Origin of the sequence: Paraburkholderia bonniea (genome assembly GCF_009455625.1) — a bacterium.
In the GTDB taxonomy this organism is placed as follows: domain Bacteria; phylum Pseudomonadota; class Gammaproteobacteria; order Burkholderiales; family Burkholderiaceae; genus Paraburkholderia; species Paraburkholderia bonniea.
In genome coordinates, this window is record NZ_QPEQ01000001.1 from 2,981,547 (window position 1) to 2,997,226 (window position 15,680).

Consider the following 15,680-nt stretch of genomic DNA (forward strand, 5'->3'; position numbering starts at 1 on the left):
GCAAAACAGGGGCAGGCAAGATGAGGTAGATGAACCTGGCCATATGCGGCTTTTGGATCAAATCTGTAAAATGCTATCGGAAATGAAATTTAATAGCGAAAATCGGAACTTGAGTCACGTCAGCCGCTCTAAGGTATTAGCACTCAATAAACCTGAGTGCTAATATTCATCACGAAGCCGTCGCAACCGGCTTCTTTTTTGTTTGATCTAAAAGGAGCTTTATCCGTGAGCAACGCCATGACCCTTCCGAATATTCTGAGCCCGTCGTCGGCTAAGTCCGCTTCGGCAGGTTCACTGACACTCGCACAAGTTTCCTTGCTGACCGGCCAGCTAGGCAATATCGACGCCTATATCCAGGCCGTGAACCGCATCCCCATGCTGACTCTGGCTGAAGAACGCCAGTTCGCCACTGAATTCCGTGAGCAGGAAAACCTTGAGTCCGCCCGCCGCCTGGTGTTGTCGCATTTGCGGCTGGTGGTGTCGATCGCGCGCAATTACCTCGGTTATGGCCTGCCGCATGCCGACCTGATCCAGGAAGGCAATATCGGCCTGATGAAAGCCGTGAAGCGCTTCGACCCCACGCAAAACGTGCGCCTTGTGTCGTACGCGATGCACTGGATCAAGGCAGAAATTCACGAGTACATCCTGCGCAACTGGCGCATGGTCAAAGTCGCCACCACCAAGGCGCAACGCAAACTGTTCTTTAATTTGCGCAGCCACAAGCAAGGCTTTCAAGCGTTCACGCCCGATGAGATCGCTAATCTGGCCAAAGAGCTGAACGTTAAGCACGAAGAAGTCTCCGAGATGGAAACCCGGCTCTCCGGTGGTGACATTGCGCTGGAAGGTCAGGTGAACGACGGTGAGGAAGCATTTGCGCCAATCGCTTATCTGGCGGATTCACATAACGAGCCCACCGCAGTGCTGGCAGCCCGTCAACGCGACAAGCTGCAAAGCGACGGCATCTCCAACGCACTAGGCACGCTCGACGCACGCAGCCGCCGCATCATCGAAGCACGCTGGCTGCAAGTCGAAGACGACGGCTCAGGTGGTTCAACACTGCATGAACTGGCCGACGAATTCGGCGTATCCGCAGAGCGGATTCGCCAGATCGAAGCCAGCGCAATGAAAAAAATGCGTGGCGCATTAAATCAATACGCGTAACGCATCGCTTTATCGTTACTGCGGCACGTTGTCACGGCAAACCCGTTCTCTTGCGAGAACGGGTTTTTTTATTTCCCCGCCCCCACCCAGCCGTGCGGCTCCTTGCTTATCCCGAAAATGCTTGCGATACTTTTGCGCTTGGCACTTTAGCGACGCTATGCCGCAGCGCCAAGGCTCGCGCGCCAGTGCGCTCTCCTCCTAGAATCCGTTACCGCACTTAGTCCGGCTCAATCGAATTATTCAAGGTGAGTGAACTGACCAGTCATGACCATCACGCTTAATCGCAAGCCCCCTCCTTTATCGCTGCGAACCCGTCTCGCAGCCTGGGTGCGCGGCCCGACCCTCACGCGAGATATCGCTATCGTCCTTGTCGTCAAGTTTGTTTTGCTCATGACGCTCAAATACGCATTTTTCAATCATCCGCAGGCCAAGCATATGTCCCTGCCTCCTGCTCAAGTCGCACAAGCATTGTTATCCGTGCCTGCGCCGCAACCGTCCCAAGGTGATCCACATGCACGCTAGCGAAGTCGTAGACCTTTCGCGCCTTCAGTTCGCCATTACGGCGCTCTACCACTTTCTGTTTGTGCCGCTAACGCTCGGCCTGTCCTGGTTGCTTGTCATCATGGAGTCGGTATATGTCATGACCGGCAAGCAAATTTACAAGGACATGACCCAGTTCTGGGGCAAGTTGTTCGGTATCAACTTCGCCATGGGCGTGACCACAGGTCTGACGCTCGAATTCCAGTTCGGCACGAACTGGTCGTACTACTCGCACTACGTGGGCGATATTTTCGGCGTGCCGCTCGCCGTCGAAGGGCTGATGGCTTTCTTCCTCGAATCGACTTTCGTCGGGCTGTTCTTCTTTGGCTGGAACCGCCTGTCGAAAGTAAAGCATTTGATCGTCACCTTCCTCGTCGCGCTCGGCTCCAACCTCTCCGCGCTGTGGATTCTGGTCGCCAACGGCTGGATGAATAATCCGGTCGGTGCCGAATTCAACTACGAGACCATGCGCATGGAGCTCACCAGCATCTTCGCCGTGCTGTTCAACCCCGTCGCCCAGGTGAAATTCGTCCACACCGTGTCGGCAGGCTATGTCACCGCGTCAATGTTCGTGCTGGGCGTGTCGTCGTGGTATCTGCTGAAACGGCGTGACATCGAATTCGCGCTGCGCTCGTTTGCCATCGCGGCGGGCTTTGGTTTGGCGTCGACGCTGTGCGTCATCGTACTGGGCGACGAGTCCGGCTATCACACCGGCGAAGTGCAAAAGGTCAAGCTGGCCGCCATCGAATCTGAATGGGAAACCATGCCAGCGCCCGCACCTTTCACGCTATTCGGCATTCCGAATCAGAAAGAAGAGCGCACCGATTACGCGATTCGGATCCCCTACGCGCTCGGCATCATCGCCACGCGCTCGTTTGATGAGCCCGTGGTCGGTCTGAAAGACCTGATGGCGCAAAACGAAGTCCGCATCAAGAATGGGATGCTTGCTTACGGTGCCCTGCAAAAACTGAAAGCCGGTAACGCAAGCGATGAAACCCGCGCGATCTTCGATGCGCACAAGCAAGACCTCGGCTACGGGCTGATGCTCAAGCAGTTCACCCAGGCTGTCACCGATGCCACGCCAGAACAGATAGCGCTCGCCGCGAAGAAAACCATCCCGCGCGTCGCACCAGTGTTTTTCTCGTTCCGGATGATGGTTGGTCTGGGCATTCTGTTTTTGCTCACGTTTATCCTGGCGTTCTGGTTTTGTGCCCGGCGCTCACTGCTGCAGGACAACCGCCGATGGTTTCTGCGCTGGACCGTGTGGGCCATTCCGCTGCCCTGGCTGGCAGCTGAATTCGGCTGGATCGTGGCAGAAATGGGCCGCCAGCCGTGGACCATCGCCGGCATCTTGCCGACCTCGCTGTCGGCCTCAAGCCTCAAGCCAAGCGATCTGTATCTGAGCCTCGCAGGTTTCGTGGTGTTTTACACGGCGCTATTCATCATCGAAATCATGTTGATGTTCAAGTACGCGCGTCTCGGCCCGTCATCGCTGCATACCGGCCGCTACTACCACGAACAAAAAGCAGAAAAGTCGCTGCCTGACAGCACCCCTGCATGATTCGCCACCACGCTCTTTTACGGGAAAGATCACTATGGATTACGCAACCCTCAAACTGATCTGGTGGGTTTTGATCGGCGTACTGCTGATTGGCTTTGCGCTCACCGATGGCTTCGATATGGGCGCCGCTATTTTGCTGCCGTTCATCGGCAAAACGGATAACGAGCGCCGCATTGTCATCAACACGGTTGGCGCGACATGGGAGGGCAACCAGGTCTGGTTCGTCACGGCTGGCGGTGCGATGTTCGCTGCCTGGCCGCTGGTGTACGCCGCGTCGTTTTCGGGGTTTTACTTTGCGATGATGCTGGTGCTGTTCTCGCTGTTTTTCCGCCCGGTCGGCTTTGACTACCGCAACAAGCGCAGTGATCCGCGTTGGCGCACAGCGTGGGACTGGGGCCTGTTTATCGGCGGTTTTGTGCCTGCGCTGGTGATTGGCGTCGCGTTCGGCAACCTGCTGCAAGGCGTGCCGTTCTCGTTCGATCATGACTTGCGGGTGACGTATTACGGTGGCTTCTTCGGCTTGCTCAACCCGTTTGCGCTGTTGTGCGGCCTCGTCAGCGTGGCCATGCTGGCGGCGCACGGCGCGGCCTTCGTCAAGATGAAAGCAGATGGAATCGTGGCGCAGCGGGCATCAAGCGCGTTGCGTCTTGCTTCGCTAGCGGCAGTCGTGCTCTTCGTGCTGGCGGGTCTGCTGATTGCAACGGTCATCGGCGGATATCAAATCATCGACTCGATGCCGCTCGACTCCCCGGCTAATCCGCTGCTCAAAACAGTATCCGGTGCGCCGGGCCTGTGGCTGGCGAATTACGCGACGTATCCGTGGATGATCGCGGCACCGCTCGCTGGCATCACCGGCGGTGTGCTGGCGCTGCTGCTCGCGCGTTCGCGCTTTGAGAGAGGCGCGTTTCTGTCCACCTCGCTGATGGTGACCGGTGTGATTCTGACGGCTGGTTTTTCGATGTTTCCGTTCATCATGCCGTCGTCGCTTGATGGCCGTAGCAGCCTGACGGTGTGGGATTCGACCTCAAGCCGCATGACGCTCCAGATCATGTTGGTCGCCGTAGTCATTTTCCTGCCGCTGATCTTGCTCTACACGGGCTGGGTCTACCGCGTGATGCGCGGCAAGGTCACCGCTGAAGCCGTCGAGAAAAACACGCACTCGATGTATTAATCCGCGTCGCCCGCCTCGCGCGGGCGGTATCGCAAACAGATTTAAAGGGTAAAGCAATGTGGTATTTCAGCTGGATTCTCGGCATTGGTGTGGCACTGGCGTTTGGCATCATCAACGTCATGTGGCTTGAGTCGCGCGGCGTGGCGAAGGTGACGTCTGACGCAACCGCAGACAACGCAACCGACAACGTTTAACGCCGCACGCCGCTGCGGCCTGAAACACGAGCAGCAAAAACAACGCCCGACGGTTAAGGAAACCGTCGGGCGTTTTTACGTCTACGTCTGCCGTGATGCGCAGCTCAAGCCACGCATCACATTACGTCATCGCTTTCATCTCAGACCCGCTGCGACGCGGCATCACCACCCGCTGGCAAACGCTCAGCCAGTTGCCGCGCGTAGCGTGGCGCGGCTTCGCCAGCAACGATATGGAACGTATCAGGCCCCACCCACGCAACGTCAAGCGTGGCCAGGCGTTGACGATCTACCGCGGAGGGATCGCGCACCACCACGCGCAAACGGGTCGCTGCGACAGCCGCCAGTTCAGCGACATTAGTCGCGCCGCCAAAAACCGCCAGCCAGCGTGCGGGATCAGGATCAAGCCGACCTTGTGGCCCCGCCGCCGGTGCTGCCACCGGTGCCGCCGCATCCGCCACAGGCTGCGCCGCAGCCGCGTGCGCCGCCACTGACGCACCGCCCTGGGCTATCGTGTTCCGGATTTCATCCGCAATGATGTCGGCTTCCGGCCCGATGATGACCTGCACGTTAGTCGAGCCACGCTTGAGCACGCCACGCGCTCCAATGGTCTTCAAGTCAGCCTCGGATACTTTTTCTGCATCGACCACCGACAAACGCAGACGCGTCGTGCAAGCATCCACCAGCGTCAGGTTTGCCGCGCCACCGAGCGCCGCAAGATACCGTTCGGCACGCGGCACAGCCGTCCCCGCAGTCGGTGCGACATAACCGCCCGTAGAAAACGAATCAGCTTGAGCCTCAGCTGCCGCTGGCTCGCGCCCTGGCGTTGCCATGTTGAACTTGCGAATGAAAAAGCGGAACAGCACGTAATAGACCAGCGCATAGATGATGCCAATTGGAATCGCTTCCCAGCCTTTGGTCGATAAACCGTAGTTCAGGATGTAATCAATCGCACCGGCCGAAAAGGTAAAACCGAGGTGAATCCCCAGCGCCGAACAAATCGCCAGCGCCAGCCCGGTTAGCACCGAATGGATCACGTACAGCACAGGTGCGAGGAACATGAAGGTGAATTCAATCGGCTCCGTCACGCCGGTCAGGAACGACGTCAGCGCCATCGAAAATAGCAGGCCGCCCACTACCGCGCGACGCTCTTTAGGTGCCTCATGAAACATCGCAAGACAAGCCGCTGGCAGGCCAAACATCATGATCGGGAAGAAGCCCGTCATAAAGCCGCCCGCACTCGGATCGCCCGCGAAGAAGCGGTGCAGGTCGCCCGTCACGGTTGCGCCACCCGGCGGCGTGAAGCTGCCGAATACGAACCACGCAAGCGAATTAAGAATGTGGTGCAAGCCCGTCACCAGCAGCAAGCGGTTGAGCAAGCCAAACACGAAGGTGCCGATCGCACCTGCTGTGGTCAGCCAGTGCCCGGCGATGTCGATCGCGGCCTGCACTGGCTGCCAGGCATAGCCGAAGATAATCCCCAGCCCGACGCAAACTAGCCCGGTAATAATCGGCACAAACCGTTTGCCGCCGAAAAACGCCAGGTAGTCCGGAAGTTTGATGTCCTTGAAGCGGTTATAAAGCAGGCCCGCCACCACCCCGGCGATGATCCCCGACAGCACGCCCATATTGAGCTTGTCGTTGATGTCTTTCATCACCGCGACTTCGATCAGGTAACCAATCGCCCCCGCCAGCGCCGCGACGCCGTTGTTGTCTTTCGCAAAACCCACGGCCACGCCAATGGCAAATAGCAACGGCAGATTGTCGAAGATCGCCCCGCCCGCATCGGCAATCATCTTGATGTTGAATACATCGGGCTGGCCGAGCCGCAGCAACAGCCCGGCAACCGGCAGCACCGCAATCGGCAGCATGAGCGCGCGGCCGAGGCGCTGTATCTTCAGAAACGGGTTCCCATCCATAGTCTCCACTCCTTGTCGTCGGTTAAATCATTCAAGCGATAGCACTGCCTGACGTCCTGATGTGGCCACTGTTATATGACCTGAATGCGCTCAGTCGAGCGGCCAGGTCTCGCGGCTCACGGCTCTTACTGCCTGTGCCGATTCGAGCGCCAGCACATCCTGGGCACGCTGGCGGCACAGTGGGTAATCCAGCTTGCGGACCCGCGCCTTGATGCCTGGCACCGAGACAGGGTCCACCGACAACTCGGTCACGCCGAGCCCGATCAGCAAGGGCGCGGCCAGCGGATCTCCCGCCAGCGCACCGCACACACCAACCCATTTGCCATGCTTTTGCGCGCCCTTGACGGTCGCGTCGACCAGCCGCAGCACTGCCGGATGCAAGCCGTCGGCCTGCGCGGCCAGATCGGGCTGGCAACGGTCCATCGCCAGCGTGTACTGCGTCAGATCGTTGGTGCCAATCGAAAGGAAATCGGCGTACTGCGCCAGTTGATCCGCCAGCAATGCAGCCGACGGCACTTCGATCATCACGCCGATTTCAATCGACTCGGTTCGGCCGGCTTCACGCGCCAGCTCATTGATCCGCTGCCGCAAACGCTTCAACTCACCAGCATCCGTCACCATCGGCAGCAAAATACGCACCCGGCCCACCGGTTGCACGGCCAGCAGGCCACGCAACTGGTCATCCAGCAGATCAGGACACACCTGCGCGAGGCGAATGCCGCGCAGGCCAAGCGCCGGATTAGGTTCAGGCGGCAACGTCAGATAATCGACTTCCTTGTCCGCACCGACATCCAGCGTGCGGATGATGGCGGTGCGCCCCTGCAGCGCGTCGACAATCGCCTGATAACTCTGATGATGTTCAGAAGCGCTAGGTGCCGACTGGCGATGAATAAACAGCAATTCGGTCCGCAAAAGGCCCACGGAATCTGCGCCGTTATCGAGCGCGATTTGCGCATCTTCGAGCGTAGCGATATTCGCGGCGACCTCGATGGCCCGGCCATCGGCCGTGGTGGCCGCCTGTTGCGAGGTGCGCCGGTTGAGCTCGCGCACATTCGCCAAGCGCTTGCGCTCAAGCCGCGCGCGTTCGATATCAGGCGCGGTTGGCGCATGCTCAAGGCGTCCGCTGGTCGCATCAACCACCACCTGGGTGCCCTCCGGGATCGCATGCAACGCGTCACCCATCGCCACCAGCGCCGGAATACCCGCCTGACGCGCGATGATCGCCGCGTGCGAGGTCGCCCCGCCACGCGCCATCAGCAACGCTGTCACGCGTGAACGATCCAGTGAGGACAAATCGGACGGCGTAAATTCGTCGGCGGCCAGCACCGCTTCGTCGGGCAACACGCGAGCGGCGGCATTCGAATAACCCAGTGCGCGCAACACCCGCTTTTCGATATCGCGCAGATCAGCGGCGCGTTCGGCCAGCAACGTATCTTCGATTTTCGCCAGCACGGCGATCTGCGCGCGGATCGCATCACGCCACGCAAAGCCCGCGCTTTTGCCGAGACTAATCAGATCGCGCGCGGCATCCAGCAAAGTTGGATCTTCAAGCAACACCCGGTGCACCGCGAAAATCCCCGCCTCACCGACCGCACCACGCTGCGACGCATCGCGCACCGTTGTATTCAGCTCAGCATCGACTGTCGCCAATGCCTTGTCGAGCAAACGGCTTTCGGCTGCAGAGGTGCCAGTGGCTTGTTCGGGAGGATCCAGATCAGCATCGTCCCAGCGCACCAGCGTGCCAACCGCGACGCCAGGCGCAGCGCATACGCCAGCCAGCGTGTTCGGTGGCAGAGGCTCGCCCGTCGCTGGCGCGGAAGGTGCCGCTGGCATCGCTTGCCGTGCTGGCTTTTCTTCGGTTTCGCCGTGCGCTTCACGTTGCAGCTCATGGGCAATAGCCGCCACCGCTACCGCCGCTTGCCGGCCGCTGCCGACGAGCTCGATAGACGCGCCCTCGCCAGCGCCCAGACTCAGCAGGCCTACGACGCTTTCGATCGGTGCATGACGCCCGTCAAAATGCACCTGCACGCGCGCGTCAAACCCTCGCACCGCTTCACGCGCCCGTGCGGCGGGCCGAGCGTGCAGCCCTCCGGCGTGGGTCAGCGTAATCAACTGGCGCACCACGTCGGCCATCTCCTGCGACATGGTCTCAGCGCTAGCAGCCGCGGCTTCACCCGGCGCTGATGCAGCGCCACGCGCGCGCAGTACCAGCAATGGCGTTTGTCCCGCGTGCAACACACCCTGGCGGGTCCGCTCAATCACTTCGAACGCATCCGAATTAGCCACGGCAATCACCGACACAAGACTGGGCGCATGACACGCCACGTAATCCTGATCGAATTCGATTAGAACCTCGCCGCCACGCACCTTCGCGCCCTGCTCAACTTTCGGCGTAAAACCCTGGCCCTTCAACTCCACCGTGTCGATACCGATGTGCAGCAAGATTTCTGCACCACCGTCAGTCAAAAGCGTCAGCGCGTGCCCGGTCCGCGCAAGATGCATCACGGTGCCGTTACAGGGCGCGACCAGCTTGCCCTCAAGCGGATCAATAGCGATGCCATCACCAAACATGCCACCGGCGAACACCGGGTCCGGCACGCTGGCAAGCGGCACGGCCACGCCGCTCAACGGCGCGAGCAACACAATCTGTTCCTGGGATTGACTCATCAAGCTGGACTCCTCAGCACGGCGCATTTGCTATCTCGCTTAGTGGGTTTCGGTGACTTTATTCAAGTGACGGGGGGCATCAGGATTACGTCCGCGAGCGGCAGCCAAACCAGCTGCCATCACATAGAAAGGCAAAATCGCGGCGATCGGGTCCAGCGCGGGATGGGCTGTTTCAACCAGCGGCAACGTGGCTTCCGGCACATCGCCAGGCGCGGCCAGCAGCACGCGAGCGCCGCGCGCCTGCATATCGCGCGCAAGCTGGATCAGGCCTGGCTGTTCCGGGCCACGTGGCGCGAACACCAGCAGCGGGTAATCCTGGTCGATCAGTTCCATCGGACCATGCCGCACTTCGGCGCTCGAAAACGCTTCGGCCTGGATGCCCGAGGTTTCCTTGAACTTGAGCGCAGCTTCCTGGGCAATGGCGAGCCCCAACCCCCGGCCAATCACGATCATCCGCTCAACGCCACGCAGCGCGTCGATAGCCCGGGTCCAGTCCAGCGCACCCGCCCGGTGCAACGCCTCGGGTAGCGTTTGCAGGGCGCTCAGCAAAACTTCATCGCTTTGCCAGTGCGCCACCAATTGCGCAGAAATCGACAGCATGGCGATGTAACTCTTGGTCGCGGCGACGCTGAGCTCAGGCCCGGCCAGTAGCGGCAAATGCCATTCGCAGGCATCGGCTAATGGCGAATCAGGCGCATTGACAGCCGCGACACTCAAAGCACCTGCGGCGCGCAACGCGCTCATCGTGCCAATCAGATCCGGGCTCTTGCCCGATTGCGAAAAGGCCAGCGCTAGCTGGCCTGATACGCGCAATGGCGCTTGCTGCAACGTGGCGACGGACATCGGCAACGACGCGACCGGCACGCCCGTGCGGCTCATGGTCAGGCTGGCGAAATAACTCGCGGCGTGGTCGGAGCTGCCACGAGCAACGGTCAGCGCGACATGGCGCGGCTGCTCCGACAGCTTGCGAGCCAGCGCCACGACCCGCGACATATCCGCCAGTTGGGCCGCCACGACACTAGGGCACGCCAGCGCTTCATTCAGCATCTTTGACAATTGCTTCTCCTTCGACATAGGTTGCAATCAAGGCCAGCTCACGATCAAACACCGCGCAGTCGGCCCATGCCCCCCGCGCAATGCGGCCCCGGTCTTCGATCCCGAGATAGTCAGCGGCATAGCGCGAGAGGCGGTTGGAAACATCGGCTATTGGCAGGCCCAACGAAACCAGGTTGCGTAACGCCTGATCCATCGTCAGCGTGCTGCCAGCGAGCGTGCCGTCGGCAAGACGCACCCCGCCCAGGCACTTGGTCACGCGCTGGCTGCCGAGACGGTATTCGCCATCAGGCATGCCAGTAGCGGAGGTGCTATCCGTCACCACATATAGACGTGGAATCGCCCGCAACGCCGCGCGAATCGCGCCTGGATGCACGTGCAGCAGGTCAGGAATGATTTCCGCGAATTCAGCGTGAGCCAGTGCCGCGCCAACCATCCCGGGATTCCGGTGATGCAGCGGCGACATCGCGTTGAACAGATGGGTAAAGCCACAGGCACCGTGCTTGAGCGCGGCAACCGCGTCGTCATAGGTGCCAAGCGAATGGCCGAGTTGCACACGCACGCCACGCGCCGCCATCTCCGAGATGATGTCCATATGACCGGCGATCTCGGGCGCAAGCGTCACCACGCGGATCGGCGCGATCGACAAATACTTCAGTACTTCATCGAGCACCGCTGTCACCGCAGCATCGGGCTGCGCCCCCAGCTTGCCGGGATTGATGTACGGGCCTTCGAGATGCACGCCAAGGACACGAGCGCCGCCCGGTGTCCGGATGCGTGCGACATCACCCAGGCTGGCAACGACGCTCATCAGTTCGTCGCGCGGCGCGGTCATGGTGGTGGCCAGCAGGCTTGTCGTGCCATGGCGCGCGTGCGTGCGGGTGATGGTTTGAATCGCATCGCCGGCATCCATCACGTCAGCGCCGCCACCGCCATGCACATGCAGATCAATGAAGCCAGGCAAGATATACGGCGCGTCATTACTCGAGGGATCAACAGGTGCGCCAGTCAATGAAGTGATGCGGCCGTTTTCGTATTCGAGCGTGCCGTGAATCCAGCCATCGGTAGTCAGTATGTTTCCAGTCAGCATGAGTTTCTCTGGTGATGCGCAAGGCGATATCGAACTAGAGCACGGCGCGCGGCAGCCGCTCCATTCAGGCAGCTCGCCTGATGCAGCCAGCCACCAGGCTGAATCACAACGAAGCCAGCCGTGCTGGCTGCATCACGGGTTAAAGCCTGGTGCGCCCGAAGAAGGCCGCCATGGTGCCGTGATGTTGCAGGTGATGCGATGGGGTATCAAGGTGCAGGACAATCCGTCGTGTGGCAGAGCCCGCATGCTCGGCACGGGGTGTAGACAGCGATCAAATCAGACCGTTCCGGCCAAAATTGAGCCCATTATATAACCAGATTAGTACCAATTTTACGCTCACCAACCAAGTGCCAAAATAGCCGTACTAGCCTTTACTGCTATGTGATTCCACGATTTTTGATGATTTTTACAGAAAATTTCTTCGCCCAGGATTTACCCGAACTCGACGACATTTACGCTATTTAGTGCGAAATTAACCGATGTTTGATGCGGATTGGCTATGCGGAACGAATATTATTGAAATGCCACGTGGTTGCATACCACTTTGAGATGGGTTCTTATATGCAGCGCGACCTAACATAGCCCGCCTTAACGATAAGAGATTTTACGGAGACTTCGCGTTGAACCCACCTATTTCATTAGAGCAAGCAGAAGCAGTTCGTCATTTCAATCGCTTCTATACGCAGCACATCGGCGTGCTGCATGAGCGCCTGCAAAAAAGCCCGTTTTCGCTAACCGAGGTGCGTGTTTTACGTGAACTGGCCTGCGGCCGGGCGGAAACCGCCTCGGGTCTCACGCGCAATCTTGGACTCGACAGTGGCTATCTGAGCCGCCTGCTTACCAGCTTCGAACATCGCGGCTTGATTACGCGGCGTCCTTCCAGCACCGATGCCCGCCAGTCACTGCTAGCGCTCACCGACGACGGACGAGCCGCTTACGAGCCACTAGAGGCGGCGGCTATCAATGAAGTATCCGCGCTGCTCGCGCGTCTCGCCCCCACCTCACGCAGCCAGTTGCTCGGTTCGATGAAAATGATCGAACGCCTGCTCGATAATCAGTTGTCACGCAGCGAGGTCACCATACGAACGCCACAGCCCGGCGATCTGGGCTGGATCGTGCATCGTCAGGTGCAACTGTTCGCGGCTAGCCATGACTGTCCGCAACACTTCGAAAGCCAACTGGCGCAAGTCGTCGCCGACATCACGCGACGCCACGAGCCATCACGTGAAACCTGCCTGATCGCCACGCAGCTCAATACCATCGTTGGCTCGGCAGCCGTTGTCGCAGACTCACCCTCCACGGCGGCAATCCGGCTGTTTTATGTTGAACCAGACATGCAGCGCTCAGGCATTGGTGCCCAGTTGCTCGAGGCCTGCGCCAGTTTTGCGCTGAATGCGGGCTACCAGTCGCTCCAGCTCACCACGCTGCCGTCACAGATCAACGCGAAACGGCTTTGCGCGCGCTCAGGCTTCGTCGCTACCGCAACCTCACCCTTCGCTGAACACACAGATGCGGCCAGCGATGCCCGCTGCACCAACAAGGTCGAATGGGTACGCCAGTTGTGAGCGTTTGACTTCGGCATAAAAAAACGCCTTGGGGGGTTAGCCCAAGGCGTTTTCACATTCTGCATTCCACGTTGACGCGCTTAAGCGCACATCAACTGCCAGCAACCGCGACTAGAACGAAGGGATCATTGAGCCTTTGAACTCCGCCTTGATGAACTGACGCACCTCTTCTGACTGATAAGCCGCAACCAGCTTCTTCACCCACGGCTTGTCCTTGTCCTGGGCACGCACCGCGATCAGGTTGGCATACGGACTACGGATATCTTCGAGTGCGATGGCGTCTTTCGTTGGATCAAGCCCACCGGCCAGCGCGAAATTGGTATTCACCACCGCCGCATCGACGTCTGACAACGCGCGCGGCAATTGCGCCGCATCCAGCTCAATCAGCTTGATCTGCTTTGGGTTGGCGGCAATATCCAGCGGAGTCGCATTATTGCCGTTCGTGCCCGCACCTGGTTTTAGCTGGATCACGCCCTGAGCCTGAAGCAGCAGCAACGCACGGTTCTCATTCGACGGATCGTTTGGCACCGCGACCTTCGCGTGTTGCGGCAGGTCTTTCACTGATTTGAATTTTTTCGAATAGACGCCAATCGGCGAGATATAGGTCAACCCAGCCGTCACGAGCTTATAACCACGCTGGCGCACCTGGCTGTCCAGGTAGGGCTGATGCTGAAAGCTGTTGGCATTCAGGTCACCCGCTTCAAGCGCTGCGTTGGGCTGCACATAGTCGTTGAACTCGATGACCTTGACGTTCAAGCCTTCACGCTGCGCTACTTTCTGCACCACCGCCCAGATCTGCGCATCCGGGCCACCAATCGTGCCGACCTTGATGACTTTATCGTCCGCGTGCGCACCTGCGCTGGTAACGAATGCCGCAGCGGCCAGCGCTGTGGAAAAGGCTTTCAGGATAGTTCTACGCTGCATGTGATTCTCGCTTTTTGCTCAGTACCAGATTGAGATGGAAGCCCGCAGCATCGCTTAAGCCGCGTAGCAAGAGCGCGAATGCTCTCATACACGTCACAGGAAGTGAAATACCGCTATCTCATATTGGTATGCGCAACAGCAGACATAGGACTTGCAGTTGAAGGCATTTGTACGGCGAGTGGCAGCGCACGGTGCGAACTGAGCTGGCCGGGCAGTTACAGACGCGATGCGCGGCTACTGGTTTTGATTCTGGCTCGACGGATGATTAACGGATGAGTAAGCCGGTGAATTAACCGAGCAGCAATTTGAGATCGTGTACCCAAAGCGCGGGCCCCTGGCCATCACGGGCAAACAACCGCAGCCTGCCTTCTGGGTCGAACACATAGCTAGCCGCAGTGTGGTCCATCGTGTAGTTGTCGGGCGTCTGTCCTGGGACTTTGGCGTAATACACGCGAAAATCCTTGGTGATTTTGGCAAGCTGCGCTTCATCCGCTGGACGCAAGCCGATAAACGACGGATTAAATGCGCTGGTGTATTGCCCCATCAATGCTGGGGTATCACGCGCAGGGTCTACTGTGACGAACAGCACCTGAACCCGTTTCGCCGCTTCCGGCCCAAGCTCCTGTAACGCTTGCGAGAGCTCGGCCAGCGTGGTCGGGCAAACATCAGGGCAGTGCGTATAGCCGAAAAACAGCACGACCACCTGCCCCTTGAAATCAGCCAGCGTGCGCATCTTGCCATTGCTGTCCGGCAGCGAAAAATCGGTGCCGAATTGCTTGTTGCCAGTGATGTCGACGTTCTTGAACGCGGGAGCGTCTTTATCGCAACCGGCCACAAGAAGCGCGCCGCCCAGCGCACAGGCCATCAGCGCAACCCGTGCGGCACGGGCAAAACGGAACATGAGCATAGTGTTAAGCGCCAATCACAACGCGTGCATAGTGGTCGACCAGTAACGCCGTAAACAACAACGACAAATACACGATCGAATAACGGAAGGTTTTACGGGCTAGTTCGTCGGAGTAAGCGCGATAAATTTTCCATGCATAGCCGAGAAAAATCGCTCCGAGCAGTACTGCTGACGTCAGGTAGACAAAGCCACTCATGCCGGAAATAAACGGCATCATCGTGACCACAAACAAGATCACCGAATACAAAAGAATATGCAGCCGGGTGTATTGCTCGCCATGGGTGTTCGGCAGCATGGGCAAGCCCGCATTCTCATAGTCCTTGCGGCGATACAGCGCTAGCGCCCAGAAATGCGGCGGCGTCCAGACAAAAATAATGAGCACGAGAATCCATGCATCGCCAGGCACCGCGCCAGTCACTGCCGCCCAGCCCAGAGCAGGCGGCATCGCGCCAGCGGCACCGCCAATCACGATATTTTGCGGCGTGGCGGGCTTCAGCAGCAGAGTGTAGATAACCGCATAACCGACAAAAGTGGCAAAGGTCAGCCACATGGTCAGCGCATTGGTGAAGGTATAGAGCGCCCACATGCCGAGGCCACCGAGCACCGCCGAAAACAGCAGAATCTGCCCCTGTGTAATCTCGCCACGCGCTGACGGACGCCATGCGGTGCGACGCATCAGCGCGTCAATTTTTTGTTCGACGAGACAGTTGATCGCAAACGCTGCACCCGCCAGCAGCCAGATGCCGACTGTGCCGCCAATCAGAACCGTCCACGGCACCATGCCAGGCGTGGAAAGGAACATGCCGATCACGGCACAAAACACCGCCAGCTGCGTAACACGCGGCTTGGTCAGGGCAAAGTACTGGGAGATCCGGTTGCCGGGAGTGTGAGGAAGAGTTGTGCTTTCCATGAGGGGGGAGCGCTGGCGCGG

13 protein-coding genes are annotated in these 15,680 nt (G+C 59.2%); 6 read left to right on the forward strand and 7 right to left on the reverse strand.

The features are described from left to right. The first annotated feature begins 225 nt into the window (after nt 1-225). The 5 genes from rpoH (at nt 226) to cydX (ending at nt 4,627) form a co-directional block, all read left to right on the forward strand. A complete protein-coding gene (gene rpoH, locus GH656_RS13135) occupies nt 226-1,161 on the forward strand; it encodes an RNA polymerase sigma factor RpoH (protein WP_153076344.1) in 936 nt (311 codons plus the stop codon). A gap of 264 nt (nt 1,162-1,425) precedes the next feature. Beyond that, entirely contained in the window at nt 1,426-1,683 is a 258-nt protein-coding gene (gene cydP / locus GH656_RS13140; RefSeq protein ID WP_153076345.1) for a cytochrome oxidase putative small subunit CydP, read from the forward strand. Further along, nucleotides 1,673-3,262 carry a cytochrome ubiquinol oxidase subunit I gene (locus tag GH656_RS13145; protein ID WP_153076346.1) on the forward strand — a complete coding sequence of 530 codons (1,590 nt, stop codon included), beginning with the start codon at nt 1,673-1,675 and terminating at the stop codon, nt 3,260-3,262. Before cydP ends, GH656_RS13145 begins: the two co-directional genes overlap by 11 nt. A 34-nt stretch (nt 3,263-3,296) precedes the next feature. Further along, the gene (gene cydB, locus GH656_RS13150) at nt 3,297-4,433 is read left to right on the forward strand and encodes a cytochrome d ubiquinol oxidase subunit II (RefSeq protein ID WP_153076347.1); all 1,137 of its coding nucleotides are present in this window, start codon (nt 3,297-3,299) and stop codon (nt 4,431-4,433) included. A gap of 56 nt (nt 4,434-4,489) precedes the next feature. Beyond that, entirely contained in the window at nt 4,490-4,627 is a 138-nt protein-coding gene (gene cydX / locus GH656_RS13155; protein ID WP_153076348.1) for a cytochrome bd-I oxidase subunit CydX, read from the forward strand. 140 nt (nt 4,628-4,767) lie between these two features. Here cydX and nagE read toward each other — a convergent pair whose 3' ends face one another. The 4 genes from nagE to nagA form a co-directional block, all read right to left on the reverse strand. Beyond that, on the reverse strand, nt 4,768-6,543 hold the full coding sequence (nagE, locus tag GH656_RS13160; RefSeq protein WP_153076349.1) for an N-acetylglucosamine-specific PTS transporter subunit IIBC: 1,776 nt from the start codon (nt 6,541-6,543) through the stop codon (nt 4,768-4,770). 90 nt (nt 6,544-6,633) lie between these two features. Next, nucleotides 6,634-9,210 carry a phosphoenolpyruvate--protein phosphotransferase gene (ptsP, locus tag GH656_RS13165; RefSeq protein WP_174769753.1) on the reverse strand — a complete coding sequence of 859 codons (2,577 nt, stop codon included), beginning with the start codon at nt 9,208-9,210 and terminating at the stop codon, nt 6,634-6,636. A gap of 39 nt (nt 9,211-9,249) precedes the next feature. Continuing rightward, nucleotides 9,250-10,257, reverse strand: a complete 1,008-nt coding sequence (locus tag GH656_RS13170; protein ID WP_153076678.1) for an SIS domain-containing protein — start codon at nt 10,255-10,257, stop codon at nt 9,250-9,252. Beyond that, on the reverse strand, nt 10,247-11,353 hold the full coding sequence (gene nagA / locus GH656_RS13175; protein WP_153076351.1) for an N-acetylglucosamine-6-phosphate deacetylase: 1,107 nt from the start codon (nt 11,351-11,353) through the stop codon (nt 10,247-10,249). Before nagA ends, GH656_RS13170 begins: the two co-directional genes overlap by 11 nt. 620 nt (nt 11,354-11,973) lie before the next feature. Here nagA and GH656_RS13180 point away from each other — a divergent pair. Further along, nucleotides 11,974-12,918, forward strand: coding sequence for a bifunctional helix-turn-helix transcriptional regulator/GNAT family N-acetyltransferase (locus GH656_RS13180; RefSeq protein ID WP_153076352.1), 945 nt, complete (start codon nt 11,974-11,976; stop codon nt 12,916-12,918). A 111-nt stretch (nt 12,919-13,029) separates the two neighbouring features. Here the strand turns inward: GH656_RS13180 and GH656_RS13185 are convergent, their stop codons facing one another. The 3 genes from GH656_RS13185 to cyoE all read right to left on the reverse strand — a co-directional run bounded on the left by GH656_RS13185 (nt 13,030) and on the right by cyoE (nt 15,659). Next, nucleotides 13,030-13,842 (reverse strand): MetQ/NlpA family ABC transporter substrate-binding protein, encoded by an 813-nt coding sequence (locus GH656_RS13185; RefSeq protein ID WP_153076353.1) that lies wholly within the window; start codon nt 13,840-13,842, stop codon nt 13,030-13,032. Nucleotides 13,843-14,131: 289 nt separating this feature from the next. After that, nucleotides 14,132-14,749 carry an SCO family protein gene (locus GH656_RS13190; protein WP_153076354.1) on the reverse strand — a complete coding sequence of 206 codons (618 nt, stop codon included), beginning with the start codon at nt 14,747-14,749 and terminating at the stop codon, nt 14,132-14,134. A gap of 4 nt (nt 14,750-14,753) precedes the next feature. Then, nucleotides 14,754-15,659: a heme o synthase gene (gene cyoE, locus GH656_RS13195; protein WP_153076355.1), complete on the reverse strand. Its 906-nt coding sequence runs from the start codon at nt 15,657-15,659 to the stop codon at nt 14,754-14,756. Between the last annotated feature and the right edge of the window lie 21 nt (nt 15,660-15,680).

Bases quoted from the DNA above. Each gene is read 5' to 3' on its own strand.
- cydP (WP_153076345.1), top strand. From the start codon at position 1,426: ATGACCATCACGCTTAATCGCAAGCCCCCTCCTTTATCGCTGCGAACC.
- GH656_RS13145 (WP_153076346.1), top strand. From the start codon at position 1,673: ATGCACGCTAGCGAAGTCGTAGACCTTTCGCGCCTTCAGTTCGCCATT.
- cydB (WP_153076347.1), top strand. From the start codon at position 3,297: ATGGATTACGCAACCCTCAAACTGATCTGGTGGGTTTTGATCGGCGTA.
- cydX (WP_153076348.1), top strand. From the start codon at position 4,490: ATGTGGTATTTCAGCTGGATTCTCGGCATTGGTGTGGCACTGGCGTTT.
- nagE (WP_153076349.1), bottom strand. From the start codon at position 6,543: ATGGATGGGAACCCGTTTCTGAAGATACAGCGCCTCGGCCGCGCGCTC.
- ptsP (WP_174769753.1), bottom strand. From the start codon at position 9,210: ATGAGTCAATCCCAGGAACAGATTGTGTTGCTCGCGCCGTTGAGCGGC.
- GH656_RS13170 (WP_153076678.1), bottom strand. From the start codon at position 10,257: ATGCTGAATGAAGCGCTGGCGTGCCCTAGTGTCGTGGCGGCCCAACTG.
- nagA (WP_153076351.1), bottom strand. From the start codon at position 11,353: ATGCTGACTGGAAACATACTGACTACCGATGGCTGGATTCACGGCACG.
- GH656_RS13185 (WP_153076353.1), bottom strand. From the start codon at position 13,842: ATGCAGCGTAGAACTATCCTGAAAGCCTTTTCCACAGCGCTGGCCGCT.
- GH656_RS13190 (WP_153076354.1), bottom strand. From the start codon at position 14,749: ATGCTCATGTTCCGTTTTGCCCGTGCCGCACGGGTTGCGCTGATGGCC.
- cyoE (WP_153076355.1), bottom strand. From the start codon at position 15,659: ATGGAAAGCACAACTCTTCCTCACACTCCCGGCAACCGGATCTCCCAG.